The organism is Pantoea sp. JK (assembly GCF_026130245.1).
Classification (GTDB): domain Bacteria; phylum Pseudomonadota; class Gammaproteobacteria; order Enterobacterales; family Enterobacteriaceae; genus Pantoea; species Pantoea trifolii.
This window is the reverse complement of sequence record NZ_JAINFN010000002.1, coordinates 35,957-60,987: the sequence shown is the minus strand read 5'-3', so window position 1 is coordinate 60,987 and position 25,031 is coordinate 35,957. Positions and strand designations below refer to the sequence as shown.

The 25,031-nt window shown below is 53.9% G+C and carries 32 protein-coding genes; 23 read left to right on the top strand and 9 right to left on the bottom strand.

Annotated features, from left to right (window positions below):
• The first annotated feature begins 5 nt into the window (after nucleotides 1-5).
• Together PanJK_RS04770 and PanJK_RS04765 are read left to right on the top strand one after the other, a co-directional pair.
• Nucleotides 6-1,298 carry an ABC transporter substrate-binding protein gene (locus PanJK_RS04770; protein WP_265297584.1) on the top strand — a complete coding sequence of 431 codons (1,293 nt, stop codon included), beginning with the start codon at nucleotides 6-8 and terminating at the stop codon, nucleotides 1,296-1,298.
• A gap of 125 nt (nucleotides 1,299-1,423) precedes the next feature.
• Nucleotides 1,424-1,747, top strand: coding sequence for a DUF6388 family protein (locus PanJK_RS04765; RefSeq protein WP_265297582.1), 324 nt, complete (start codon nucleotides 1,424-1,426; stop codon nucleotides 1,745-1,747).
• Nucleotides 1,748-1,944: 197 nt separating this feature from the next.
• Here the strand turns inward: PanJK_RS04765 and iraP are convergent, their stop codons facing one another.
• On the bottom strand, nucleotides 1,945-2,238 hold the full coding sequence (iraP, locus tag PanJK_RS04760; RefSeq protein WP_061717593.1) for an anti-adapter protein IraP: 294 nt from the start codon (nucleotides 2,236-2,238) through the stop codon (nucleotides 1,945-1,947).
• A gap of 63 nt (nucleotides 2,239-2,301) precedes the next feature.
• Between iraP and PanJK_RS04755 the strand changes: the two genes are divergently transcribed.
• Nucleotides 2,302-2,541: a DinI-like family protein gene (locus PanJK_RS04755; protein WP_008105373.1), complete on the top strand. Its 240-nt coding sequence runs from the start codon at nucleotides 2,302-2,304 to the stop codon at nucleotides 2,539-2,541.
• Between the two features lie 20 nt (nucleotides 2,542-2,561).
• Here PanJK_RS04755 and PanJK_RS04750 read toward each other — a convergent pair whose 3' ends face one another.
• From PanJK_RS04750 to PanJK_RS04735, 4 genes are all read right to left on the bottom strand, one after another.
• Nucleotides 2,562-2,828, bottom strand: a complete 267-nt coding sequence (locus PanJK_RS04750; RefSeq protein ID WP_265297576.1) for a hypothetical protein — start codon at nucleotides 2,826-2,828, stop codon at nucleotides 2,562-2,564.
• Nucleotides 2,829-2,984: 156 nt separating this feature from the next.
• Nucleotides 2,985-3,323 (bottom strand): hypothetical protein, encoded by a 339-nt coding sequence (locus PanJK_RS04745; protein WP_265297574.1) that lies wholly within the window; start codon nucleotides 3,321-3,323, stop codon nucleotides 2,985-2,987.
• Nucleotides 3,324-3,405: 82 nt separating this feature from the next.
• Nucleotides 3,406-3,735 carry a hypothetical protein gene (locus PanJK_RS04740; protein WP_265297572.1) on the bottom strand — a complete coding sequence of 110 codons (330 nt, stop codon included), beginning with the start codon at nucleotides 3,733-3,735 and terminating at the stop codon, nucleotides 3,406-3,408.
• Complete coding sequence (locus PanJK_RS04735) at nucleotides 3,716-4,105, bottom strand: hypothetical protein (RefSeq protein WP_008105381.1); 390 nt, start codon at nucleotides 4,103-4,105, stop codon at nucleotides 3,716-3,718. The genes PanJK_RS04740 and PanJK_RS04735 overlap by 20 nt, the downstream gene beginning before the upstream one ends.
• Before the next feature lie 147 nt (nucleotides 4,106-4,252).
• Here PanJK_RS04735 and PanJK_RS04730 point away from each other — a divergent pair, with 147 nt between their 5' ends.
• Together PanJK_RS04730 and PanJK_RS04725 are read left to right on the top strand one after the other, a co-directional pair.
• Complete coding sequence (locus tag PanJK_RS04730; RefSeq protein ID WP_265297570.1) at nucleotides 4,253-4,897, top strand: helix-turn-helix domain-containing protein; 645 nt, start codon at nucleotides 4,253-4,255, stop codon at nucleotides 4,895-4,897.
• 120 nt (nucleotides 4,898-5,017) lie between these two features.
• On the top strand, nucleotides 5,018-6,229 hold the full coding sequence (locus PanJK_RS04725) for a diguanylate phosphodiesterase (RefSeq protein ID WP_265297567.1): 1,212 nt from the start codon (nucleotides 5,018-5,020) through the stop codon (nucleotides 6,227-6,229).
• Between the two features lie 32 nt (nucleotides 6,230-6,261).
• Here PanJK_RS04725 and PanJK_RS04720 read toward each other — a convergent pair whose 3' ends face one another.
• Nucleotides 6,262-6,969, bottom strand: coding sequence for a YnfC family lipoprotein (locus PanJK_RS04720; protein WP_265297565.1), 708 nt, complete (start codon nucleotides 6,967-6,969; stop codon nucleotides 6,262-6,264).
• Nucleotides 6,970-7,094: 125 nt separating this feature from the next.
• The gene (fliE, locus tag PanJK_RS04715) at nucleotides 7,095-7,406 is read right to left on the bottom strand and encodes a flagellar hook-basal body complex protein FliE (RefSeq protein WP_008105389.1); all 312 of its coding nucleotides are present in this window, start codon (nucleotides 7,404-7,406) and stop codon (nucleotides 7,095-7,097) included.
• A 258-nt stretch (nucleotides 7,407-7,664) separates the two neighbouring features.
• Here fliE and fliF point away from each other — a divergent pair, with 258 nt between their 5' ends.
• The 15 genes from fliF (at nucleotide 7,665) to PanJK_RS04640 (ending at nucleotide 21,517) form a co-directional block, all read left to right on the top strand.
• Nucleotides 7,665-9,395, top strand: coding sequence for a flagellar basal-body MS-ring/collar protein FliF (fliF, locus tag PanJK_RS04710; protein WP_265297561.1), 1,731 nt, complete (start codon nucleotides 7,665-7,667; stop codon nucleotides 9,393-9,395).
• On the top strand, nucleotides 9,392-10,384 hold the full coding sequence (gene fliG, locus PanJK_RS04705; RefSeq protein WP_101763955.1) for a flagellar motor switch protein FliG: 993 nt from the start codon (nucleotides 9,392-9,394) through the stop codon (nucleotides 10,382-10,384). The genes fliF and fliG overlap by 4 nt, the downstream gene beginning before the upstream one ends.
• On the top strand, nucleotides 10,377-11,078 hold the full coding sequence (gene fliH / locus PanJK_RS04700) for a flagellar assembly protein FliH (RefSeq protein ID WP_137386041.1): 702 nt from the start codon (nucleotides 10,377-10,379) through the stop codon (nucleotides 11,076-11,078). Before fliG ends, fliH begins: the two co-directional genes overlap by 8 nt.
• Nucleotides 11,078-12,442 carry a flagellar protein export ATPase FliI gene (gene fliI / locus PanJK_RS04695; protein ID WP_008105395.1) on the top strand — a complete coding sequence of 455 codons (1,365 nt, stop codon included), beginning with the start codon at nucleotides 11,078-11,080 and terminating at the stop codon, nucleotides 12,440-12,442. Before fliH ends, fliI begins: the two co-directional genes overlap by 1 nt.
• 19 nt (nucleotides 12,443-12,461) lie before the next feature.
• Nucleotides 12,462-12,905, top strand: coding sequence for a flagellar export protein FliJ (fliJ, locus tag PanJK_RS04690; protein ID WP_008105396.1), 444 nt, complete (start codon nucleotides 12,462-12,464; stop codon nucleotides 12,903-12,905).
• The gene (locus PanJK_RS04685) at nucleotides 12,902-14,164 is read left to right on the top strand and encodes a flagellar hook-length control protein FliK (RefSeq protein WP_265297555.1); all 1,263 of its coding nucleotides are present in this window, start codon (nucleotides 12,902-12,904) and stop codon (nucleotides 14,162-14,164) included. The genes fliJ and PanJK_RS04685 overlap by 4 nt, the downstream gene beginning before the upstream one ends.
• 129 nt (nucleotides 14,165-14,293) lie before the next feature.
• Nucleotides 14,294-14,779, top strand: coding sequence for a flagellar basal body-associated protein FliL (gene fliL / locus PanJK_RS04680; RefSeq protein ID WP_176970358.1), 486 nt, complete (start codon nucleotides 14,294-14,296; stop codon nucleotides 14,777-14,779).
• Nucleotides 14,780-14,783: 4 nt separating this feature from the next.
• Nucleotides 14,784-15,791 (top strand): flagellar motor switch protein FliM, encoded by a 1,008-nt coding sequence (gene fliM / locus PanJK_RS04675; RefSeq protein ID WP_008105401.1) that lies wholly within the window; start codon nucleotides 14,784-14,786, stop codon nucleotides 15,789-15,791.
• The gene (gene fliN, locus PanJK_RS04670; RefSeq protein ID WP_008105402.1) at nucleotides 15,784-16,194 is read left to right on the top strand and encodes a flagellar motor switch protein FliN; all 411 of its coding nucleotides are present in this window, start codon (nucleotides 15,784-15,786) and stop codon (nucleotides 16,192-16,194) included. The genes fliM and fliN overlap by 8 nt, the downstream gene beginning before the upstream one ends.
• A 2-nt stretch (nucleotides 16,195-16,196) precedes the next feature.
• On the top strand, nucleotides 16,197-16,592 hold the full coding sequence (fliO, locus tag PanJK_RS04665) for a flagellar biosynthetic protein FliO (RefSeq protein ID WP_256696750.1): 396 nt from the start codon (nucleotides 16,197-16,199) through the stop codon (nucleotides 16,590-16,592).
• On the top strand, nucleotides 16,592-17,323 hold the full coding sequence (gene fliP, locus PanJK_RS04660; RefSeq protein WP_154190575.1) for a flagellar type III secretion system pore protein FliP: 732 nt from the start codon (nucleotides 16,592-16,594) through the stop codon (nucleotides 17,321-17,323). Before fliO ends, fliP begins: the two co-directional genes overlap by 1 nt.
• Nucleotides 17,324-17,348: 25 nt before the next feature.
• Complete coding sequence (gene fliQ / locus PanJK_RS04655; protein ID WP_008105408.1) at nucleotides 17,349-17,618, top strand: flagellar biosynthesis protein FliQ; 270 nt, start codon at nucleotides 17,349-17,351, stop codon at nucleotides 17,616-17,618.
• Nucleotides 17,618-18,406 carry a flagellar biosynthetic protein FliR gene (fliR, locus tag PanJK_RS04650; RefSeq protein WP_256696751.1) on the top strand — a complete coding sequence of 263 codons (789 nt, stop codon included), beginning with the start codon at nucleotides 17,618-17,620 and terminating at the stop codon, nucleotides 18,404-18,406. The genes fliQ and fliR overlap by 1 nt, the downstream gene beginning before the upstream one ends.
• 629 nt (nucleotides 18,407-19,035) lie before the next feature.
• Nucleotides 19,036-19,671 (top strand): transcriptional regulator RcsA, encoded by a 636-nt coding sequence (gene rcsA, locus PanJK_RS04645; protein WP_008105413.1) that lies wholly within the window; start codon nucleotides 19,036-19,038, stop codon nucleotides 19,669-19,671.
• Between the two features lie 142 nt (nucleotides 19,672-19,813).
• Nucleotides 19,814-21,517, top strand: coding sequence for a methyl-accepting chemotaxis protein (locus PanJK_RS04640; protein WP_265297546.1), 1,704 nt, complete (start codon nucleotides 19,814-19,816; stop codon nucleotides 21,515-21,517).
• A 124-nt stretch (nucleotides 21,518-21,641) separates the two neighbouring features.
• Here the strand turns inward: PanJK_RS04640 and dsrB are convergent, their stop codons facing one another.
• Nucleotides 21,642-21,836, bottom strand: a complete 195-nt coding sequence (dsrB, locus tag PanJK_RS04635; protein ID WP_008105417.1) for a protein DsrB — start codon at nucleotides 21,834-21,836, stop codon at nucleotides 21,642-21,644.
• 68 nt (nucleotides 21,837-21,904) lie between these two features.
• Nucleotides 21,905-22,063 (bottom strand): YqaE/Pmp3 family membrane protein, encoded by a 159-nt coding sequence (locus PanJK_RS04630; RefSeq protein ID WP_007891469.1) that lies wholly within the window; start codon nucleotides 22,061-22,063, stop codon nucleotides 21,905-21,907.
• A 314-nt stretch (nucleotides 22,064-22,377) separates the two neighbouring features.
• Between PanJK_RS04630 and PanJK_RS04625 the strand changes: the two genes are divergently transcribed.
• The 3 genes from PanJK_RS04625 (at nucleotide 22,378) to PanJK_RS04615 (ending at nucleotide 25,009) form a co-directional block, all read left to right on the top strand.
• Nucleotides 22,378-22,611, top strand: a complete 234-nt coding sequence (locus PanJK_RS04625) for a DUF2525 domain-containing protein (RefSeq protein ID WP_256696753.1) — start codon at nucleotides 22,378-22,380, stop codon at nucleotides 22,609-22,611.
• 359 nt (nucleotides 22,612-22,970) lie between these two features.
• Nucleotides 22,971-23,762, top strand: coding sequence for a mannosyl-3-phosphoglycerate phosphatase-related protein (locus tag PanJK_RS04620; protein ID WP_265298538.1), 792 nt, complete (start codon nucleotides 22,971-22,973; stop codon nucleotides 23,760-23,762).
• Nucleotides 23,763-23,788: 26 nt separating this feature from the next.
• Nucleotides 23,789-25,009: a glycosyl transferase gene (locus PanJK_RS04615; RefSeq protein ID WP_008105424.1), complete on the top strand. Its 1,221-nt coding sequence runs from the start codon at nucleotides 23,789-23,791 to the stop codon at nucleotides 25,007-25,009.
• The last annotated feature ends 22 nt before the right edge of the window (nucleotides 25,010-25,031 follow it).

Sequence of the window (25,031 nt, the reverse complement as noted above, 5' to 3'; positions counted from 1 at the left end):
GCGAGATGATGCGTAAACTTCTCGCGATGTTACTCGCCACGCCACTGCTGAGCCACGCGGCGACCACGCTGAATATCGCCACCATCGCTAACGGCGACATGACCATCATGCAGCAGCTCGCCACGCGCTACGAACAGGAGCATCCTGACGTCAAACTGCAATGGCATGTGATGGACGATGGCGCATTGCGTCAGGCGGTGCTGTCGGCGATGAACAGCGGCCAGGCGCAGTTCGATGTCATCACCGTCGGCACCTATGAAGCGCCGCTGTGGGGCGAAAAAGGCTGGCTGGCGCCGCTGAATAAGCTGCCCGCCGATTACGACGGCGATGATCTCATCACGCCGGTGCGCAAAGCGCTGTCGTTCCAGCAAACGCTCTACGCCCTGCCGTTCTACGGGGAAAGCAGCATGACCTACTACCGCAAGGATCTGTTTGCGCAGAAAGGGTTAACCATGCCGGACAATCCCGACTGGACCGATATCAAGAACTTCGCCGCCAAACTCACCGACGCGCAAAAAGGCATTTACGGCCTGTGCCTGCGCGGCCAGCCTGGCTGGGGCGATAACGTGGCGTTTATGACCACTATGGCGAATGCCTATGGCGCGCAGTGGTTCGATGAAAACTGGCAGCCGACGCTCAACTCGCCGGAGTGGCGCGAAGCGTTGAGTGATTATTTGCAGGTGGTGAAGCAGGATGGCCCGCCGGATACGGTGAAAAACAGTTTCGGCCAGATACTGCGTCTGACCGCGCAAGGCAAATGCGCGATGTGGATCGACAGCACAGTCGCGGCGGGTTTGCTGGTTAATCCGCAGATCTCATTAGTCGCCGATAAGCTGGCCTTTGCGCCTGCGCCGGGCGGCATCACGCGTAATGGTTCGAACTGGCTATGGTCGTGGGCGCTGGCGGTACCGGCTAACACGCCGAATCGCGAGGCGGCGATAGCCTTTATTAGCTGGGCGACATCCAAACAGTACATTCAGCAAGTGGCCGATACCGTCGGCTGGGGCGCGGTGCCGCCCGGCAGCCGCAATTCCACTTATCAGCAGGCGAGCTATCAGCGTCTGGCGCCGTATGCCGCGCAGGTACGTGCGGCGATTGATTCGGCGACCGTCGAGCAGCCCACGCTCAACCCTGTGCCTTATCAGGGCGTGCAGTATGTGAGCATTCCCGGATTTGACCAGATGGGGAACGCCGTCGGGCAGAATCTGGCGGATATGCTGAGCGGCAAACTGACGCTGGATGAGACACTGGCGAAGAATCAGCAGGACGTTACGCAAATTTATCAGCAGTTACATTGATTGCTTTCGTAGGGAGCGCATTAATGCGCACCTGGTTGCCACGAATATCGATCCGGCAGCGGAATCCTGACAACGCAGCTTGCGCGCGTTACACTAGCGCGCAAGTTGATATGCAGGAACACCGAATGAAAACCCCAGAAGAGTATTACGCTCAGGCACGCACGATGTTTTTCACCGCCCACCCCGATTTCCAGTCCGCCCTGGATGAACTCACCGAAAGCGATGCACGCCAGGCGAATTTGTCATTAGCGCAATTACGTGATTGGCATGCAGAGCGCATTTATGCCGCATTTTTGCGTCAGAAGAAGCTGGACGGCATGCTTTTTTCCATTCAATTGGCGGAACCCGATAAAGCCGTCGCCGCGGATGCCATTGAAAAGTATCTGAAATCTCACGCGGAAGCCTTAGGCATGACGTGGGAAGAGTTCTGCATCAAAAACGAGTTGTAATCGGCCACGCACTGAAACGGCATCAAAGATACATCGCCAACCACACAAAATGTTCAGGAAAAAGTTGTACAAGTTGCGAAAACTTGTATAACTTACTCATCACGACGTCAGTCGTAGATTGTCCTTGAACGAATGGTGCTGTTGCACCGCCTCTGGAAGTGTTGCTGGATTTCCACTTCCAGAGGTAATATTTTTTCTTACCCTTCCCGCTCAATCCCTTTTACTTCGATATAACTTGCCACCGCCAGCAGACGATTGACGTGGGTCAGCAGCAGATCAACATCGGACTGTAAAAACTCCTGCGACGCGCGCGATGCGGTGACGATCGCCTCCTGCACCGTGTCGGAAATGGTCAATGAGTTATTCTCTTTTGCCTGAATCAGTAGCGCCGCGATCAATAACGACTGCGCCTCAACCTGCGCCACCAGCTCTTTTGCTTCCACATCCATTTTTGCCATTTTCAATAAGATATCGATAACCAGTTGGCGCATATTTACCCCTGTTTTTATTTACAGTACTATATCGCACCCGATCCAATGAATGGAACGACCCTGATGTTTGTGGAGTTGATTTACGATAAGCGTAACGTGGCTGGATTACCGGGCGCACGTGAGATGATTTTGCAGGAGTTGGAAAAGCGTGTACAGCGCGTCTTTCCCGATATTGAGGTACGCGTCAAACCAATGGAACGTAACGCCATAGATACCGATTTGAGCAAGAACGATAAAGCGACGGTTGCGCGGATTGTCGAAGAAATGTTCGATGAGGCAGAAATGTGGCTGGTGGCCGATTAGGCCACCAGTGCGTCAGAGGCTTAGCTCTCCTGCTCAGCATTGTTGATGGCGATTTCCAGATCCTGAATCGCCTCATCAATGTCATCCAGCAGTTTACCTTGTTTGTTTAGCAAGCTGTCGAAGCGACCCGCGTATTCGGTGTCTTTATACTCACCCGCGTCAAACGCTAGCCAGTGAGCAGACAGCGTCTCAGTGTTAGTCTGCGCGTAGTGGCGCATCTCTTTAAGCTGGGAGGTGACATCACGCAGGTAGTCAATTTTGGTTTTTACAATTTCTGTATCACTCATGCTATCTTCCTTTTCGCTTAATAAGACGATTTAAATAACGCTTGAAGGGTTAATGATAGTGCAAAATATCGAAGCTGCCTTAGGAATAATCGGAAGTGACTAAAACCCGTGAGTAAACAGGGGACATCCGGGTCCCCGATAATGCAACCTCAGGCATTACAAATATTTCCTCGCCAGCTCAATCAGCTCATCCTTCGCGGCATCACCCAGTTTTATTACGCCCTGCTCGACAAAGCTAAACGCGCGGCCGAAATCCTTCACGCCTTCTGAGAACGCCTGACTGGCGTCATGGCTCTGCGTCGCGGCGGCGGCTGGCGGCGCGTCGGCTGTAGCGGGAGCAGCAGCTTCCGGTGCGCTGGGCGGCGCAGCCTCTGCTGCAGCAACAGGCGCAGCCTCCACAGGTGCCGCGACGGGCGTAGCCACTTCGTTGGCGAAATCTTCCGCAGGTGACGATGCGGTGGTGCCGGTTGGATTGATAACAGTTTGATCGCTCATAATGCTCTCCTTCTTACTGAATAAAGATCGCAGTCGGATAACAGTGGCTGCAATCCACGTGGTGATAAGCATGATGCCCTCCTTAACGCTTGAGTTGAGGTGGCGATTTATCTCCTTCAGCCGGTTTCCCCTTATCCGCCGGATTGCTTATTGGGTGCTTCGCTATCCCATCAAGTTTGTTTTGCAGCGCAACCAGCTGGCTGGTGAGCTCCGCCACGCGCCCTTCACGCCGTTCTGAAATCGTTCGATATTGCTGTCGAATCTCCTCAACGCGCTGATTAGCACTGTTGCTAACGAACAGAAACAACACCGTCATCGCCACGCACATCAGCGACAGCATCAGCAGAAAGCCGCCGAAGAACAGTTGGCGTCGATGGTTTTTCACTACGTACTCACTGTTTATCTGCATCATCACGACTCTCCTCCAGAGTGGTAATCAGTTGATTCACCTGGCTGCGAAACTTATCGCTATGCTCGGTTTCGGTGGTTGCCAGTAAAATACTCAGGGCGTTTTTGATCAGCCGCAGATCGGTTTCCAGCGAAGAGATTCGCCGCAGGTTTTTGTCATGTCGGACGCGCAACTCATCGTTTTCCTGACGCATCAAGGCGTGACCCTCTTTGAGCAGCATCACCTGTTCTTTGTAGCTGGTGATGATCTCTCCGCCGGCACGATTGCTGGTGACGATAGCGGCGATCCCCGCCATTAACGGTTTCCAGAACACAGCTGCTGCGCCGCCGCCGAGAAGCAACGCACCTACGCTGGTGACTAAACTACTTTCCATGCTTCACCTCTCACCCCTGGCAAGGGTTGTGCCCCATAAGCACGCTGACCACCCTTGCCAGCTTCGCGGTCAACGCCTGAATTTAAGTTTACTTTAACTCGTGAATTTAAGTATACTTAAGTCGTTCCTTCAGGAGATGTCAAGACGATGAAAAAAGAATCTTCCGGTGAGCGCATCCGGGCACGACGCAAAGCACTACAGTTAACGCAGCAGGCGCTGGCCAAAAGTATCGGTGTATCGCATGTGGCTGTATCACAATGGGAAAAAGAGGAAACCGTACCGCGTGGCGAGAATTTGCTGCGGCTGGCGGAGTGGCTGCAATGCACTGCAGCGTGGATTATTGATGGGGATGGCGAAGTGTTTGCCACCCACGCTAAAGCCGCGCCGGTCACGGCGGTGCCATTAATTAGCCTCGCGCAAGCGTCAGCGTGGTTAGGCGAGCAGCGTTTATTGTTGAAACAGCAAGCAACGCGCTTTCTCTACAGTGAAAGTCAATTAGGCGATGGCGCACTGGCGGTCACGGTGGAAGACCACGCAATGCAGCCGGATTACCGGCCCGGTGACAGTGTGATCTTTGATCCAGATGTTCAACCGCAGCCGGGCGATGTGGTTTTGGCGCTGGTCGATGGCGTGGCGCTGATGCGGATTTATCGTCTGCAAACGCAGCAGCAGGCTGAGCAAATCTTCACATTGCGCGCGTTGAATAATGACTTTCCGCAGCTGCATTCGGCGGAATCGGCGCTAGAAATTATCGGCACGCTGATGGAGTTGCGACGTTACCGAAGCGGCTAGCCGCTTCGCTTAAGCTGTTATAATAAAAAAAGTTTAGCCTGATCGCGGTAAGCTATGGACAGACCCCGCAGTAAGGCTGCTAATCTAGTCGCAAAATAATAAATTATCCGGACAATCTCGATGCTCACCACAATTATTTACCGCAGCCATCTGCACGATCACGTGCCAATCAAAACGCTCGAAGATATGGTTGCTAAAGCCAATAGCAAAAACAAAAACTTCGACGTTACTGGCATCCTGCTGTTCGACGGCCTGCACTTCTTCCAGCTGCTGGAAGGACCGCGTGAGTCCGTTCAGGGCATATACAAGCGTATTTGTCAGGACGCACGCCACCACAATCTGGTGGAGTTAATGCACGACTTCGCGCCCGAACGCCGTTTTGGCAAAGTCGGCATGGAGCTGTTCGATCTGCGCGAGCATGACAAAGACACTGTGCTGCAAGCAGTGCTGGATAAAGGCACCTCGCGTTATCAGCTCACCTACAAAGATCGCGCGCTGCAGTTTTTGCGTACCTTTGTGGTGGCGCGCGACAAAGAGAACTACTTCGAGATCCCGCCAGCCAATACCTGGGAATTTGTTCCGGATAATGAATGGCAGAACGATCTGGATGGTATCGATCAGAGCCTGCAGGATTGCCGCTTTGCTTTTCAACCTATCATCGATCCCTTCGCGCGCCGCGTCACTTCGTTTGAAGCGCTGATCCGCACGCCAAACGGTGGCTCACCCGATGAGTATTTCTCCGCGTTTGGCGGCGAAGCAATTTATCACGCGGATATTCAGTCGAAACGTCTGGCCTTTAACGTGGCAAGCAAACTGGGCATTGGCGAGCATCGTCTGTCGATCAACCTGCTCCCGATGTCACTGGTGACGGTGCCAAACGCGGTGGAATTCCTGCTTACCGAGATCAACGCCAGCGGGCTGGTGCCGCAACAGGTGATCGTCGAAGTGACCGAAAATGAGATCATTTCGCGCTCGGATGAATTTGCTGCCGAAGTGAGAAAGTTGAAAGCGGCAGGTATCAGCCTGGCGCTGGACGATTTTGGTGCCGGTTTTGCTGGCTTGTCGCTGTTATCGAAATTCCAGCCGGACAAAATCAAAATCGATCGCGAGATTATCCGCGATGTGCATAAAAGCGGCCCGAAGCAGGCGATCATGCACGCCATCATTAAGTGCTGCGCATCGCTGGAAATCGCGGTGATTGCCGAAGGTGTCGAACAAGCCGAAGAGTGGATGTGGCTGGAAGCGGCGGGTATCAGTCAGTTCCAGGGCTTTCTGTTTGCGCATCCGCTGTTGAATGGATTCCCGGCAGTGGCGTGGCCTGAGATTAAATAGTGTGGTGGTCGCCATCAATGGCGACCAACAAACTAATAATATGTCGCCTCGATATTGCCATACTGCTTATCCACCACCTCGCCCGCTGCGTCGGTGGTAATAATGTCGCAATAATAGGGAACATCGTTTTTATATTTGCAGACATTACTGACGGTTTTAATCTGGTTATTACGTTTTACCGTGGTGACCACGTCAGAAATCTTTTTCTTATCTTCTGCCCGCACTGCAGTAGCACGGGACACTTCCGTTCCGGCCTGAGTAATACTCAATACCGCCATTTCACCCGCGCTATTATAGGCGAGATGAAACGCTGCATCTGAAGCGGGCGATGAGATTTGTTCCACCAAGCCCTGTTTGTTATAGGCAATATCCACGGTCATGCTCGGCGTGACTTTCTTCACCATGGCGCAGTTTTTATCCAGCGTCACCACTACGTCCTGACCATTCTCGCTGCCTTTTAATGTGTTGCCGTCGCGCGCAACCTCAATCACTTCGCCCTCTTTGCCCACCGATTTAACATGCGTTGGACAGCCGTTATGATCGAAATCGACATTCACTTCAAAGATTTGCTGGCCGTCGGCGGTGAACAGCGTTTGATGGGTATTTTTGACTTTTCCGGGTAGCGCTTCGAATTGATAAAGATAGGCAAAGTTTTTCATTTGCGGATAATAGGTCGCGTCATCCTTGTCACATCCTGCAAGCAGAATGATGGCGACTAAAAACAGCAGGGTTTTCTTCACGTGAGAATCCTCTTCTCATAATAAGGCAGCGCGTTGGGCGGTGTATTCACTGTGATGCAGCGACCGTTCCGCCTGAGATAAAACCATCACCGCGCTGAACTATACTTGAAAGAAACCCGAAAAAACTACACCTGCATACTCATAATATCGGTGTAAGCCGACACCAGTTTGTTTCGCACCTGCACACCCATCTGCATGGAAATAGAGGATTTTTGCAGATCGACCATCACATCGTTTAACTGGATACCCGGTTTACCCATTTCAAAATCCTGCGCCTGAGCGCGCGCCGTTGTCTGAGTTTCGCTGATCTTGTCGAGTGCTGCTTTCATGGTGGCACTAAAATCGACCTGATTGGTGGATTCCGCCTGCTTACCGCTGGCCTGCAGAGACGTCATCTGCAGCTGCTGCAGCACACCCTCAATCGCCTGAATTGACATTGCCTGACCCCTAATGAAGACGTGATTAAATTTTCACGATGAGAAAGTTAACACACTGTCAATAGGACAAAGGCGCTAAATGACCGCAAAAAACCCGGCTTATCCACCCATCGATGAGACCCGAATCATCAAATAATGCCTGCCAATAAGTGGAATTTAATTTTTCTCCTCTCCCGGTTTTAGGGGAGAAGTCTTCAGGGAGTACGTTTTGTCACCACAACACCACACCCGATCAATAATGTCAGGCAGGAATCGGTCATGAATGCGAGTGCAGCCGCTACACAGGATACAGCTAAGAAAGGCTTCAATGACCTTCTCGCCCGCCTGCGCGCCAATCCGCGTATTCCCTTAATTATCGCCGCTGCTGCGGTTATCGCAGTGGTGTTTGCGTTGGTGCTGTGGGCAAAGGCGCCAGATTATCGCGTGCTTTATAACAATCTCTCCGATGAGGATGGTGGCGCGATTGTCACGCAGCTGACGCAAATGAACATCCCTTACCAGTTCGCTGATAACGGTGGAGCACTGATGGTGCCCGCCGATAAAGTGCATGAGCTGCGTCTGCGTCTGGCACAACAAGGCTTGCCGAAAGGCGGCAACGTTGGCTTTGAACTGATGGACAAAGAGAAGTTCGGTATCAGCCAGTTCAGCGAGCAGATCAATTATCAGCGTGCGCTGGAAGGTGAACTGTCGCGCACCATCGAAACGCTCGGTCCGGTGAAGAGCGTACGCGTGCATCTGGCAATGCCGAAACCGACCTTATTCGTGCGTGAGCAGAAAGCCCCTTCCGCTTCGGTCACGCTGAATCTGCAACCTGGCCGCGCGTTAGATGAAGGTCAGATTCAGGCCATTCAGCATATGGTCTCCAGCAGTGTGGCCGGTCTACCGCCGGGCAACGTTACCGTTGTCGATCAGGCTGGTCGTCTGTTGACCCGCTCCGATAGCGAAGGTCGCGACCTGAATGATGCGCAACTGAAATATGCCTCTGAAGTGGAAGCGCGCTTCCAGCAGCGCATCGAAGCAATCCTCAACCCGATTGTTGGCCAGGGTAATGTGCACGCGCAGGTGACGGCGCAGATCAACTTTGACCGCAGCGAGCAGACCGACGAGAAATATCAGCCGAACGCCAATCCAAACAATACCGCCGTGCGTTCACGCCAGACCAGCAATTCAGAACAAAATGGCAGCGCCTATCCGGGTGGCGTACCGGGTGCATTGTCGAATCAGCCTGCGCCAGCCAACACCGCTCCAGTGGCCAATCCACCGGCCAATAACAACAATAATGCCAACGGTCAGAACGCGAACGCGCAAAACGCCAATGCGCAGAATAACGGCAGCACCACCAGCACCGCACAGCCTTCTGGCCCGAGCAGCTCAACGCGCAACGACACGGTGAACTACGAGCTGGATCGCACCATTCGTCATACCAAGCTGAACGTCGGCGATGTGCAGCGCCTGTCGGTTGCCGTGGTGGTGAACTACCGCGACGACGGCAAAGGCAAAGCGGTGGCGCTTAACGAGCAGCAGATCAAGCAGATTGAAGATTTAACCCGTGAAGCGATGGGCTATTCACAAACCCGTGGCGACAGCGTCAACGTGGTGAACTCACAGTTCAACATGACCGAGCCAAGCGGTGGCGACCTGCCATTCTGGCAGCAGCAATCGTTCTTCGATCAGCTGATGACTGCCGGTCGCTGGCTGCTGGTGGCGTTGGTTGGCTTCATCCTCTATCGCAAGCTGGTTCGTCCACAGCTGATGCGTAAGAAAGCGCAGGAACAAGCAGCCGCGGAAGCGCTGGCAGCCCGCTCTGCCGCAAGGGAAGAAGAAGAAGCCTTTAACGTTCAGCTCAGTAAAGACGAGCTGGATCAGGAGCGTAAATCCACTAACCGCATGAGCGCCGAGGTGATGAGCCAGCGTATCCGCGACATGTCTGAAAACGATCCGCGCGTCGTCGCGCTGGTTATCCGCGAATGGATGAGTAAAGAACTATGAGTCTGACCGGTACAGAAAAAAGCGCCATCCTGATGATGACCATTGGCGAAGAGCGCGCGGCGGAGGTGTTCAAACATCTCAATCAGCGTGAAGTTCAGCACCTGAGTGGCGCCATGGCCAACATGCGCCAGGTATCTCATAAGCAGCTGACTGAAGTGTTGCGTGAGTTTGAAGCCGATGCAGAACAGTTTGCGGCGCTGAGCCTCAACTCCAACGATTACCTGCGTTCGGTGTTGATCAAAGCGCTGGGCGAGGAGCGAGCCTCAAGTCTGCTGGAAGATATTCTCGAGAAAAACGAGACCACCAGCGGTATGGAAACGCTCAACTTCATGGAGCCACAGGCGGCCGCCGACCTTATTCGCGACGAGCATCCGCAGATTATCGCCACCATCCTTGTCCACCTCAAACGTGGCCAGGCGGCGGATATTCTGGCGCTGTTCGACGAGCGTCTGCGTCACGATGTGATGCTGCGTATCGCCACCTTCGGCGGTGTCCAGCCGGCGGCGCTGGCGGAACTGACCGAAGTACTGAATGGCCTGCTCGACGGCACCAACCTCAAGCGCGCGAAGATGGGCGGCGTGAGAACCGCAGCAGAAATTATCAACCTGATGAAAACCCAGCAGGAAGAAGCGGTTATCGAAGCAGTACGCGACTTCGATGGCGAGCTGGCACAGAAGATCATCGACGAGATGTTCCTGTTCGAAAACCTGGTGGAAGTGGACGACCGCAGCATCCAGCGCCTGTTGCAGGAAGTGGAATCCGAGCAGTTGCTGGTGGCATTGAAAGGTGCCGAGCAGCCGCTGCGCGAGAAGTTCCTCAAAAACATGTCCGCCCGTGCAGCCGATATCCTGCGCGACGATCTGGCCAACCGGGGTCCGGTCCGTATGTCGGCGGTGGAGAACGAACAGAAGGCGATTCTTCTGGTGGTGCGCCGCTTAGCAGAATCCGGCGAGATGGTCATTGGTGGTGGCGAGGAAACCTATGTCTGATGCCTTTTCCGCCCGCGCGTGGCAGCGCTGGCAGCCTGATGATTTAGGCAGCCCGTTCGGCGCCGAACCGGAGCCTCAGCTTGAGGAGCCCGAGATCGATGTTGAACTGAGCGCCGAAGCGGAACAGCAGCAGCAGCTGGAACGCATGCAGCAGCAGATGCGTAAAGATGCGCAGACGCAAGGCTACAGCGAAGGCTATCAGAAAGGTTTCGCCGAAGCGCAACAGAACGGTTATGACGCCGGTTTCCAGCAAGGCTTAGCCGATGCGCAGCAGCAGCAAGCGCCGCTGCAGGCACGCATGCAGCAGCTGGTGACCGAGTTCCATCACACGCTGGAAGCGCTCGACAGCGTGATCGCTTCTCGTTTAATGCAGCTGGCACTGGAAGCTGCACGCACGGTGATTGGCCAGGCCACGCAGGTGGACGGCACCGCCCTGCTGCGTCAAATCCAGCAGTTGATTCAGCAGGAACCGATGTTCAGCGGCAAACCGCAGCTGCGCGTCCATCCTGACGATTTACAGCGCATCGAGCAGACGCTCGGTCCTACGCTGGATCTTCACGGCTGGCGCTTGCTGGCCGACAGCACGCTGCATCCTGGCGGCTGTAAGCTTAGCGCCGAAGATGGCGACCTTGATGCGAGCGTGGCAACACGCTGGCAGGAATTGTGCCGCCTGGCCGCTCCGGGGACACTGTAATGACCTCCTCACGCCTTTCACGCTGGCTCGGCGCGCTTGACGCCTTCGAAGAGCGTATTTCACAGGTGCAAACCGTGCGTCGCTACGGCCGCCTGACGCGCGCCACCGGTTTAGTGCTGGAGGCCACCGGCCTGCAACTGCCGCTCGGCGCAACCTGCATTATTGAACGTACCGATGGCAGCAAGATCACTGAAGTGGAGAGTGAAGTGGTCGGCTTCAACGGCCAGAAACTGTTAATGATGCCGCTGGAAGAAGTGGACGGCATTTTGCCAGGCGCACGCGTTTATGCGCGCGTCAGTGGCGACAGCGGGCACAGTGGCAAGCAGATGCTGCTGGGCCCGGAACTATTGGGTCGCGTCCTCGACGGCAGCGGCAAACCGCTGGATGGTTTGCCGGCGCCGGAAACCGGCTATCGCGCCCCGCTGATCACCGCACCGTTTAACCCGCTGCAACGTACGCCGATTGAAGATGTGCTGGATACCGGCGTGCGCGCCATCAACGCCCTGCTCACCGTGGGTCGCGGTCAACGTATGGGCCTGTTCGCGGGTTCCGGCGTCGGTAAAAGCGTGCTGCTCGGCATGATGGCGCGTTACACCAAAGCCGATGTGATCGTGGTGGGTTTAATTGGTGAACGTGGTCGTGAAGTTAAAGAGTTCATTGAAAACATTCTCGGTGCCGAAGGCCGCGCGCGTTCGGTAGTGATCGCCGCACCCGCAGACGTCTCGCCGCTATTACGAATGCAGGGTGCTGCGTATGCCACGCGTATCGCCGAAGATTTCCGCGATCGCGGCCAGCACGTGCTGCTGATTATGGATTCCCTCACCCGCTACGCCATGGCGCAACGTGAAATCGCGCTGGCCATCGGTGAGCCGCCAGCGACCAAAGGTTATCCGCCTTCGGTGTTCGCCAAACTGCCCGCGCTGGTGGAACGCGCCGGTAATGGTACGCACGGCGGCGGTTCGATCACCGCGTTTTATACCGTGTTGACGGAAGGCGACGATCAGCAAGACCCGATTGCCGACTCGGCGCGTGCGATTCTCGACGGCCACATTGTGCTGTCGCGTCGTCTGGCAGAAGCCGGTCACTATCCGGCGATTGATATTGAAGCGTCGATCAGCCGCGCCATGACCTCATTAATTGATGAGACGCACTATGCGCGCGTGCGCCAGTTCAAACAGTTGCTCTCCAGCTTCCAGCGTAACCGCGATCTGGTGAGTGTGGGTGCGTATGCCGCAGGCAGCGATCCGATGCTGGACCGCGCCATCAAGCTCTATCCCGAGATGGAAGCTTTCCTGCATCAGGGCATTTTCGAACGCAGCGACTACGACGATGCCTGTTTGCATCTGCAGGCGATGTTCGGTTAACGCCAAACGAGGTTAAGTCATGAAAACGGCCAGTGCGATCAACAAGCTGCGCGATATGGCGGAGCAGGAATTGGAGAGTGCGGTGATTCACCTCGGCGATATGCGTCGTGGTGTGCAGCAGGCCGACGAACAACTCAGCATGCTGCTGGATTATCAGGATGAGTACCGCAACAAGCTCAATCAGGATATGTCCGGCGGCATCGCCAGCACGCGCTGGACCAATTATCACCAGTTTATTCAGACGCTGGAAAAAGCCATCGAACAGCATCGCCAACAGCTTTCCCAGTGGAATCAGCGCCTTGATACCGCGCTGAGCAACTGGCGTGAAAAGCATAAGCGACTCAATGCTTATCAAACGCTGATTACGCGCGCTGAGGAAAACGCATTACGACAAGAAAACCGTCTCGATCAGAAACGGATGGATGAATTTGCCCAACGGGCCGCATTGAGGAAAGGCGAATGATTACGCTGCCAACAGTTGCTACGCAAACCTCGGTTTTGGGAGACGCTGACAGTTCAGTTTCCTCCGATCTTTTGCAGGGCACAGATAACCTGCCACAGGGATTTATTACTGAACTCGGCAACCGCTTGCTGACGCTGGTAAAGCAACAAGCTGTTAACACGCAATCGACTGATCTGACAGCAGAAGTTGATGAAAAAGACGTCAGTAAAGCCTCGTTAAGCGCGTTATTACAGGCGCTAGAGAAACCAGATGCGTTAAACGCACTTTTACAGCCGGAAAACACTAAAGCCACGCTGAAATCAGCCGATGATAAAGACAAGAGTGAGGCAAGTTCGTTAACTGCCAGCGACTTACAGAATGTGCAGGCGTTATTTGCCATGTTGCCGGTAGCGGTTGAGAACCGCACCAGCACAGCCATGGTAAGCAGCACGGGCGAAGGCAAAACTGACACTCGCGCTTCGCTTAATGCAGCATTGTTAAGCGGTTCGCTGGCCGGTGCAGTAAAAGAAGAGCAAGCGCAGCCGGATGGTGCACAGAATAAATCCAACGATGCTGGAACGCGCTTAACGCAAACGGCTGCCAACACGCAGATCAGCAGCAGCGTCAACACCACCGCCAGTACCAGCAGCGGCTTGACGCTGGATGAGAGTTTTAAGCAGGTGCTGAATGCGCTGAGTAAGCCGGAAGAGCGCACCGCCGCACAGAACAGTGATGACCCGGTGGCGCCATTCACCAGCGCCCCCCTGAGCGCCACCAGTTCGCTGGTGAGCAGCACTGCCTCGACCAGCACCACGCCGTCGACGCCCATGCTGAATGCGCAGCTCGGCAGCAGTGAGTGGCAGCAGGCGCTGAGTCAGCAGATTGTGATGTTTAGCCGCAACGGGCAGCAGAACGCCGAATTGCGTTTACATCCACAGGATCTGGGCGCTATCCAGATTAGCCTGACCCTTGACAAGGATCAGGCACAATTAAGTATGGTTTCCAGCCACAGCCAAGTGAGGGCCGCGCTGGAAGCGGCTCTCCCTCAGCTGCGTACAGCGCTGGCGGAGAGCGGAATAAACCTGGGACAGAGTAACGTCAGCAGCGACGCCTTCGCACAGGGCCAGAGTTATCAGGGCCAGCAGGAAGGACGTCGTGACGGACAGCACGGCAGCTTTACCCTCTCCCAGGACAGTGACAACGAGATAACGCCTATTGCCGTCCCGGCAGCCCTTCAAGCGCGCGCGGCCGGTAACGGCGCTGTCGATATCTTTGCCTGACAGCCGCTAAACGCTGAAGGTAAGCGTAAAACCCGCGTCTTTTCTTCCCATTGTTTGACTTAAGACGCGGGATAATCTGTCCAGGTAAGCCGAGAGGCTTGCCCATAATTCACAGGAAGTAACTGCAAGATGTCTGATAACGCGAAAGCTAAAGGCCGCAAACGTTCACTACTACTACCGGTGTTACTGATTGTAACGCTGGCCGCTTGCAGCGTGGCAGGCTATGCAGTCTGGCGAATGATGAATAAACACGAAGGCAGCCAACCGGACGCGGCGAAAGTCGAGCCACCGGCTGCTCCCGTATTTTTTGCAATGGATACGTTTACAGTAAACCTGGTCAATCCTGACAACGATCCCGACCGTGTGCTGTACGTGGGTTTCACCCTGCGTCTGCCCGATGAGGATACCCGTCGTCGGTTGAACGATTACCTGCCGGAAGTGCGCAGCCGTCTGCTGTTACTGCTTTCACGTCAAAGCGCGACGGCACTGGCAACAGAGCAAGGCAAACAGGCCCTGGTTGAGCAGATCAAACAGGCACTGGCGCCGCCGCTGGTAAAAGGTCAACCGGCTCAGGTTGTCAATGACGTGCTGTTTACCGCCTTCATTTTGAGGTGATTTAATGGGCGATAGCATTCTCTCCCAGGCTGAGATTGACGCGCTGCTTAATGGCGACAGTGACAGCGCGGAAGTAGAGAACAGTTCCAAAGGGACCGATGGCGACATCCGTCCCTATGATCCCAATACTCAGCGCCGCGTCGTACGTGAGCGTCTGCAGGCGCTGGAGATCATCAACGAGCGCTTTGCCCGTCATTTCCGTATGGCGCTGTTTAACCTGCTGCGCCGTAGCCCCGATATTAGTGTGGGTGCGATCAAGATTCAGCCGTACCACGAGTTCGCCCGCAACCTGCCGGTGCCAACCAACCTGAACCTGATCCACCTGAAGCCGCTGCGCGGCACGGCGCTGGTGGTGTTTTCACCGAGCCTGGTATTTATTGCTGTCGATAACCTTTTTGGCGGCGACGGTCGTTTTCCGACCAAAGTTGAAGGTCGTGAATTTACCCATACCGAACAGCGCGTGATTCGCCGCATGCTGAAGCTGGCGCTGGATGGTTATAGCGACGCATGGAAAGCGATTTATCCGCTGGAAGTCGAGTATGTGCGTTCTGAGATGCAGGTGAAATTCACCAACATCACCACTTCACCGAACGACATCGTGGTTAACACGCCGTTCCAGGTGGAGATTGGTAACCTGGTCGGTGAATTCAATATCTGTATTCCGTTTTCAATGATTGAGCCGCTGCGCGAGCTGCTGGTCAATCCGCCACTGGAAAACTCACGTCGTGAAGATAATCACTGGCGCGACAATCTGGTGAAACAGGTGCAGCACTCGGAGCTGGAGCTGATTGCCCACTTCGCCGAAACATCGCTGCGCCTGTCACGTATTTTGCAGCTAAAACCTGGTGACGTCCTGCCCATTGAGAAGCCGGACCGCATCATTGCTCACGTCGATGGCGTGCCGGTGCTGACTAGCCAATACGGCACCATCAATGGCCAGTATGCCCTGCGTGTAGAACATTTGATTAACCCGATTTTGAATTCGCTGAACGAGGAACAGCCCGATGAGTGACAGCAAGAAACCGTCCGACGACGACATCTCCGCGGACGATCTGTGGGCTGCAGCTATGAACGAACAAACTACCACCAGCGCGCCAGATCCGACTGAAAATGTCTTCAAATCGCTGGAGAATCCTGGCATCAGCGGTTCGCTGCAGGATATCGATCTGATCATGGATATTCCGGTCAAACTGACCGTGGAACTGGGTCGCACCAAAATGACCATCAAAGAGCTGCTGCGCTTGACGCAGGGTTCAGTGGTGGCGCTGGATGGCCTGGCCGGTGAACCGCTGGATATTCTGATTAATGGCTATCTGATCGCACAGGGTGAAGTGGTGGTGGTGAACGACAAATATGGCGTGCGCATCACCGACATCATTACCCCGTCTGAACGTATGCGTCGTCTGAGCCGTTAAGCATGTTAAAGCACACGCAAGCGGAACAACCGGTAGCGAGCCAGCCGGTGGTCTCTACCGGTTCGGTGATTGGCCAGGTCAGCAGCGTGCTGGCGGTGATTGTTCTGCTGATTCTCGGCTGCGGCTGGCTGGCGAAACGTCTCGGCTTTGCGCCGAAAACGGTGACCGGCCAGGCGCTGAAAGTCAGCGCCACCGTGCAGGTGGGTCAGCGCGAGCGTGTGGTGATTGTCGATACCGCCGATGCGCGTCTGGTGTTGGGCGTCACCGCCCAACAGATTACGCATTTGCACTCGTTACCGCCGCTGCCGCCGGAAGAACTGGCGAATAGCAGCGCTACCCCGCAGGATTTTCGCCAGCTGTTCCAGAATCTGGTTAAACGTCCCGGAAAACCCCAATGATGCGTCGATTCCTTGCTCTTCTACCGCTGCTGTTGCTGGCACCGGTTGCCCATGCGCAGCTGCCAGGTTTAATCAGCCAGCCGCTGGCCAATGGCGGCCAGAGCTGGTCGCTGCCGGTGCAGACGCTGGTTTTCATCACCTCGCTGACCTTTATTCCGGCCGTACTGCTGATGATGACCAGCTTTACACGCATCATCATTGTGTTTGGCTTACTGCGTAACGCCCTCGGCACGCCATCTGCGCCGCCTAACCAGGTGCTGCTCGGCCTGGCGCTGTTTCTGACCTTCTTTATTATGGCGCCGACCTTCGACAAAATTTATTCCGACGCCTATCTGCCGTTCAGCCAGGACAAAATCAGCATGGCGGACGCGATTGATAAAGGTGCACAGCCGCTGCGTGAATTTATGCTGCGCCAAACGCGCGAAGCCGATTTAGCGCTGTTTGCGCGTCTGGCCAACACCGCGCCGATTCAGGGTCCGGAAGCGGTACCGATGCGCATTCTGCTGCCGGCGTATGTCACCAGCGAACTGAAAACCGCCTTCCAGATTGGTTTCACCGTGTTTATCCCCTTCCTGATCATCGACCTGGTGGTCGCCAGCGTGCTGATGGCGCTGGGGATGATGATGGTGCCGCCGGCGACTATTTCCCTGCCGTTCAAGCTGATGCTGTTCGTGCTGGTGGATGGCTGGCAGCTGCTGGTGGGTTCACTGGCGCAAAGTTTCTACTCGTAACCCGACATTTCCCGAGGAGTGCAACATGACACCTGAATCAGTAATGGTTATGGGCCAGGAAGCAATGCGCGTCGCGCTGCTGATGGCCGCGCCGATGTTGCTGGTGGCGTTGATCAGCGGTTTGATCATCAGCGTGCTGCAAGCCGCGACCCAGATTAACGAACAAACGCTCTCCTTTATCCCGAAGATTCTAGCCGTTGCCGCTACCGCAGTGATCGCCGGTCCGTGGATGCTGAATCTGATGCTGGATTACATTCGCACGCTGTTTAGCAATCTGCCGTACATCATTGGCTAATGATTAACCTCGACAGCAGCCAGCTGATCCATTGGGTCGCACAATTCTTCTGGCCGATGGTGCGTTTGCTGGCGCTGTTTGCCAGCGCGCCAGTGCTAAGCGAAAAATCGATTCCCAAGCGCGTTAAGATTGGCCTCGCGGTATTAACCACCTGGATCATCCTGCCGGTGCTGCCGCCGGTGGAAGCTACACTTTTTACCCCCGCCGGATTTTGGTTACTGCTGCAACAGTTGCTGATTGGCGTGAGCATCGGCCTGACCATGCAGTTCGCCTTTGCCGCAGTGCGCATGGCGGGTGAAGTGATTGGTTTGCAGATGGGTTTGTCCTTCGCCACTTTCTTCGATCCGGGCAGCCGCCTGAACATGCCGGTGCTGGCGCGTTTTCTCGATATGCTGGCGATGCTGTTGTTTCTCACCTTCAACGGACACCTGTGGCTGATCTCGCTATTGGTGGACAGTTTTCACACCTTGCCGATCAGCGATCAGCCGCTTAACGCCAATGCCTTTATGGCGTTGGTGAAATCCGCCGGATTAATTTTCCTTAATGGCATGATGTTAGCGCTGCCCTTAATAGTTCTACTCCTCACGCTAAACATGGCACTAGGTTTGTTAAACCGTGTTTCACCTCAGCTCTCCATTTTCGCGGTTGGCTTCCCGATTACCTTAACGGTGGGCATCCTCAGCGTGGGGTTGATGATGCCGCTGCTTGCTCCCTTCTGCGAACATCTGTTCAGCGAAGTCTTTGATTTACTCGCCCAGTTTGTGTCAGAACTTTCCCGCGGCAGTTGATTAACTATTCTGTAGGTGTTCTTAAGTAATACTTAAGCAACCAAAAACTGTCTGTGCATTTTCTGAACCATATTTCTCAGAAATCAACTGAGGAAATTCTGATAAATGCGCATTTTTGGTGAAAATTATTCTTATTAAACCGCGCTTCGCGTATTTTAGTCAGACGATTCCTAAGGGGCTAAACCTTGTGAATTGGTTGATGAAATGCTCAAAGGGCTGTTTTTAAACAAAAAAAATTTCAAAGCGATTTTTCTTGTCTAAATCCCTTTTTTCCGGCATTGTCAACGCTCGCTGAAGCGTCATACTTTCGCTAAACAAATGTTTTTAAGATTTGTCCTATCAGATTTGTCTGTGATCTGCGCGATAGTGACAGGGCTCTCAAAACAGAGCGAATTAAACACTTAATGCAAATCCTCAGCTATTCCCACTATGGCTGAGATGAGAGTGACGTGGATGTACTATAAAAATAACTTCGCAGCACGGTTCAGGGAAGAGTCATGATGGCGCATGGATAACTATCGCCAATCTGCCGAGCAGAATAAAAAAGTGTCTTTGGAAATTTCTCTCGTACCGCAAACGCGTATTCATCGTTGATTTAAACGGATAACAAATTGGTGAGGGTCGCTATAATGCCAACGATTATTATGGATTCATGTAATTACACACGCCTGGGTTTGTCTGACTATATGTCTGCGAAAGGAGTTAAAAAGAAAAATATTACTCCTGTCTCTGACATCGACCAATTGCAACAAAGATGTGAGCAAATAAAGCCGGGCGTCGTGTTTATCAACGAAGAGTGCTTTATTCACGAATCTGATTCAAGCGATCGTATTCGTGCTATTATCATGCAGCATCCTGATACCTTATTCTTTATTTTCATGGCGATCTCGAATATCCATTTTGAGGAATATCTCTACGTTCGTAAGAACCTGATTATTACGTCAAAATCGATAAAAACTTCGACACTGGATTCTTTGTTAGGCACCTACCTGCAAAAGAAACTCAACGCGTCGCCACGTATTTCTGCTGGGCTCGACGTTCATCCACTGACATTAAGTCAGACTGAATCAAATATGCTGAAAATGTGGATGTCAGGTCATGACACCATTCAGATATCTGAGAACATGCAAATTAAAGCTAAAACCGTTTCGTCACATAAAGGTAATATTAAACGTAAAATTAAAACCCATAATAAGCAGGTTATTTATCATGTCGTACGTCTGACTGATAATGTCACCTCAGGGATTTATGTTAACGTGCGATAATTTCCTTCAGTGAATAAAGGGGCCAATCCAGCGATTGGCCCCTTTCTCGTTTTGCGAGTTTGATCTCACTTTCCTGCCTAATCCTTTCCCCTCGCCTGCCGATGCTTATTCTCATAACACCTACCTACATGAGAGCAAGGATATGAAAACAGCATCGATTGATGAGCAATATAAGCTCAGCATCTGGCAGAACCTACGCCTGATGCCTTTGTTCAGTATGATCTTTGGTGGCATTCTGCTGCTTTTTGCCCTGTGCATTGGACTCGCCAGCTACTTTTTGATTCAGAGTAATAACTCCCTCAATGATGCTACGGAAGAAATTCAAATCCGCATGGGCATCTCCAACAGTTCTAACCATCTGCGCACTGCGCGACTGAATGTGCTGCAATCCGGTGCCGCCGCGCGTATTGGCGAGATGGAGGGTTATCGTGCCGATTTAGCGCGCACCGAGACGCGAATTAAACAAGCGCGCGAAGGCTTTAAACTCTATATGGACCGCAAAGCGAAAACGCCGGCGGATATTGCCCTCGACGAACCGCTGACCGCCAGCTTCAATGCCTATATTGATAAAGGCCTTAAGCCGATGATTGAATCGGCTAAGCAAGGCAGTTTTGAAGGTATCGTGGCGCAGGAAACGGATGTCACACGTAAGCTGGATGACGCCTATAACGCCGTGCTGTTAAAGGCGATTAAAATCCGTACCGACCGCGCCGAAGCGATTAATGCCGCAGCGGCACATCAATCACGCGTCGGCTTTATTGCGATGGCTATCGCATTTGTCGCCGCATTAGTGTTAGTGCTGTTGACCTTCGTGTTCCTGCGTCGCGTGGTGATTAACCCGCTGCGCCAATCCGTTGACCGCATCGAACGTATTGCGCAAGGCGATTTGACCGCGCCGGAGCAAGCCTATGGCCGCAGCGAGATTGGAAGCTTGCTGCATAACCTGCAACTGATGCAGGCGTCGCTGGTGCGTACCGTAGGCACGGTGCGTGAAGGTGCGGTGGCGATTTATCAAGGTTCCAGTGAGATCTCAGCCGGTAACACCGACCTCTCATCACGTACCGAAGAGCAAGCCTCAGCGCTGGAGCAAACCGCCGCCAGCATGGAGCAGCTTACTGCAACGGTGAAACAGAACGCCGAGAACGCGCATCACGCCAGTCAGCTGGCTGCTGATGCCTCTGGCAAAGCACGCAGCGGCGGCGATCTGGTGAGCGGCGTGGTGCAAACCATGACCAACATTTCTGGCAGCTCGAAGAAGATTGCCGAGATCACCAACGTCATCAACAGCATCGCCTTCCAGACCAACATTCTGGCGCTGAATGCCGCCGTTGAAGCGGCGCGTGCCGGTGAGCAAGGCCGTGGTTTTGCCGTCGTAGCCAGCGAAGTGCGTAATCTGGCACAGCGCAGTGCGCAGGCGGCAAAAGAAATTGAAACGCTGATCGCGGAATCAGTGGGTTTGATTACCAACGGTTCACGCCAGGTCGGTGAAGCCGGTAGTACCATGGGCGAGATTGTTGAAGCGGTGCGGCGCGTGACGGACATTATGGCGGAGATTGCTGCCGCGTCGGATGAGCAGAGCCGTGGCATACAGCAGGTGAGCCTGGCGGTGACCGAGATGGATAACGTGACGCAGCAGAACGCCTCGCTGGTTGAGGAAGCCTCTTCGGCAGCGGCTTCGCTGGAAGATCAGGCCGGCCGATTGACGCAGGCGGTAGCGGTGTTCCGTTTGAATGATGCGCCAGTTGCGCAGGTGGCTAAAGCGGCGCAGTCCGCGTTGCGTACGCCGAATCTGGCGCCGCGTCCGGCATTGGCGACGTCGGGAAATGATAACTGGGAGACGTTTTGATTTGAGGTAGTGCGCGTTGTCCCTCACCCCGGCCCTCTCCCACACGTGGGAGAGGGAGTGGATGGTGCGCCGATCTGTCCCCTCTCCCGCTGGCGGGAGAGGGTTAGGGTGAGGGAAAAATCAATCAAGCCCCTTCATACGGCTCAACAAACACGCCTTCGGCATGATCGCTTTCATTAAAGAACCAAATCCCCAGCGGGTAATCTTCCAACGCCACCAGATACATGGTGCCCTCATTGAATGCTTCCACTGCCAGCACCGTACCCACACGACGCGGGCCGCCGTCGGTTTTAACCGTAACGCGATCGTTCACCTTCATTGATTACTCTCCACAAATTGTCCTGCGACACAGTTTAACGGAAGATAATCAACACTGCCTGATCGCGATCAGCGTCGGGCGATAACCCACACCGCATGAACGATACCTGGAATGTAGCCGCACAGCGTCAGCAGGATATTAAGCCAGAACGCCCCGCCGAACCCGACCTGCAAGAATACGCCCAGCGGCGGTACCAAAATGGCGATGACAATACGTAAAAAGTCCATATTCACTCCCTGATATCACTTAACAATCAATCGCTAAGCATAGACGCTGTTACGCACTGTGCACTTAAAGGCAGGTAAAACTCTGTCAAGACGCACTTTTTCGCTTTCTTAACGTTTCATAGAGAGACTTTTGACGCGGGCTGCTCGTACACTTCTCCTCACTGCACCAACCCCAAAGGCGCAGTCAACCTAAAAGTAACAAGGATTTTTGCCCGCGCAGCGCGGGCTTTTTTTTGCCTGCAATTTGCCCGCGACGCCCTCTTTTCAGCACCGTCTATACTGTTAACTCATCCAATCGCCTCTGGGAGGGCGCTATGACGACGGCAAAAGAGTACAGCGAGAATGTGCAGCGCGAAGTCAATATTGATGTCGAAGCGCTGCTGGAGGCGATTCAGAAGAAATCGTCGGGCGAGATACAAGAGTTTATGGCAGCCGAAAATGCCCATCGCGTTAACGTGAACGGCGAGGCGTATGGCTCTTACACTGAGTTAGCGGAAGCTTTCGAACTCGACATTCGCGACTTCGCCATCAGTGAAGTGAACCGCTGAAATCGATTTCAAAAAAAATACCCGGCGGGATGGCCGGGTAAAATAAATCAGTCAATTCGTTACACCAGGGAATTCTTAACACCCGGTCAGATTACGCTTTAGTTCGATTAAGACAAGTCTCATCCCTGCATGTAAATCGAACAATTTTGTATAACCATTCATGCGAATCGCACTGCGTCCCGCGTCACGACTGGTTTCAGCTGTGCACAAAATGTGCATCGCGCGTCCCATCGCGTCTGCTGTTTAAGAATTATCCTGGATGTCGCTGGCCGGGTCGCCGGAAAAAGTGTGATCGTGATTCCGCTATTATACTGATTACTCTTCGCTTTACGGATGCCACTGGCGTAAGGAGTGTGATGATGCTGAGTCTTACCTCTTCCCTGATGATCGTTACCGATCTTGATGGCTCATTACTGGATCATCATGACTACAACTGGGATGCGGCCAGTGAATGGCTGGCGCGTCTGAAACAACATCAGATTCCGCTGGTGATTTGTTCCAGCAAAACGGCGGCAGAGATTATTCCACTACAAAAGAAGCTGGGCGTTGCTGGCGCACCCTTTATTGCTGAAAACGGAGCACGCGTGGTGCTGGGCGGTGAACAGACTCCGCCAACCGAAACCAGCGCCAACTATCACGCGCTGTGCCAGACGCTGCACACATTGCAGGCGCGGTTCCGTTTTAATGGCTTTCATGAATTTAGCGATGCCGAAGTGGCACGCTTTACCGGTTTAACCCTCACCGAAGCCAGCCAAAGCCGCCTGCGCGAAGCGTCGGAAGTGGTGCTGTGGCGCGATGATGAATACCGTTTGCAGGAGTTCCGTGAGGCGCTTGCCGAGCACCATCTGGCGTTAACCCAGGGCGGACGATTCTGGCATGTGATGCCCGCCGGTACCGGCAAAGGCATCGCGCTGGCGGAAATCCAGCAGCATCTTGCCGCGCAAGAAGGAGAATCGCGCATCATCATCGGCCTGGGCGATGGCCCCAACGATGTGCCGATGCTGGAGCGCGTTGATTATGCCGTGGTGATCAAAGGCTTCAGCAAAACGCCGGTAGAACTGCAACGCACCGATACCGAGAACGTTTACCACACCGCGCACGTCGGTCCGCAGGGCTGGCGTGAAGGTCTGGACTATTTTCTTGCCGAGTAACGGCCTTTAACCAGAAGGATGAGACGATGAGTGATTTTTACCAGAATGGTGTCATTACTAATTTCCATAATCTCACCCACCGCAGCGTCGAATCGCTGGAAAAGGAGATGGTGCGCTTCTCACGCAAACGCAAAATGGGGCTGATTTTGCCGTCGTTGTTTTCGGAACTGGAAGGCCCGGCACTAGATAATATTGTTAATGAACTGGCGAAAGTGCCCTATCTGGATGAGATTGTGATTGGCCTCGACCGCGCCGATCGCGACCAATTTCTCTTTGCGCGCGAGTTCTTCTCCCGCCTGCCGCAGCGCCATCGCATTTTGTGGAACGACGGCCCGCGCCTGAAAGCGCTGGACGCCGAATTGGATAAAGAGGGTTTGTCACCGAGCCAACCCGGTAAAGGCCGCAATGTGTGGTTCTGTACCGGCTACACACTGGCTTCGGATCGTACCCAATGCGTGGCGCTACACGACTGCGATATTGTCACCTACGAACGCGGCATGCTGGCACGTTTGCTCTATCCGCTGGCCAATCCGTCGTTTCAGTATGAGTTCTGCAAAGGCTTTTATGCGCGCGTAGCCGATGGCAAGCTGAATGGCCGCGTTGGTCGTTTGCTGGTGGGTCCGCTGCTGCGCTCCTTGCAGAAAGTCTACGGTCACTCGGAATACCTCGATTACCTCACCAGCTTCCGCTATCCGCTCTCTGGCGAGTTTGCCATGCGCACGCACGTGCTCAACGGCATCAAGATTCCGGGCGATTGGGGATTAGAGATTGGCGTGCTGTCGGAGATTTACCGTAACTACACCACGCGCCAGACCTGTCAGGTGGAAATTGCCGATAACTACGACCACAAACATCAGCCGCTGGCCGAAGATGATGGCACCGGCGGTCTGAAGCGCATGAGTAATGACATCGTGCAGTCGCTGCTGCGTAAGCTGGCAACCATGGGCGTGCCGCTCACCAGCGATTCGTTCCGCGTATTGAAAGCCACTTACTACCGCAATGCGCTGGATATGATGGAGATCTACAACCACGAAGCCACCATGAACGGCCTCAAGTTTGATCAGCACATTGAAGAAGCGGCGGTGGAAATGTTCACTCAGGCGATTCTCGATGCCGGACAAGCCTTTATTGAGCGTCCCAATGAGAAACCGTTTATTCCCAGCTGGAGCCGTGTGCAATCCGCTTTCCCGGATATTCTGCAGCGTATTTATCAGGCGGTGGAAGAGGATAACGACGGCAAGGTGTGATGCAGGGTTGAACCACATTCGG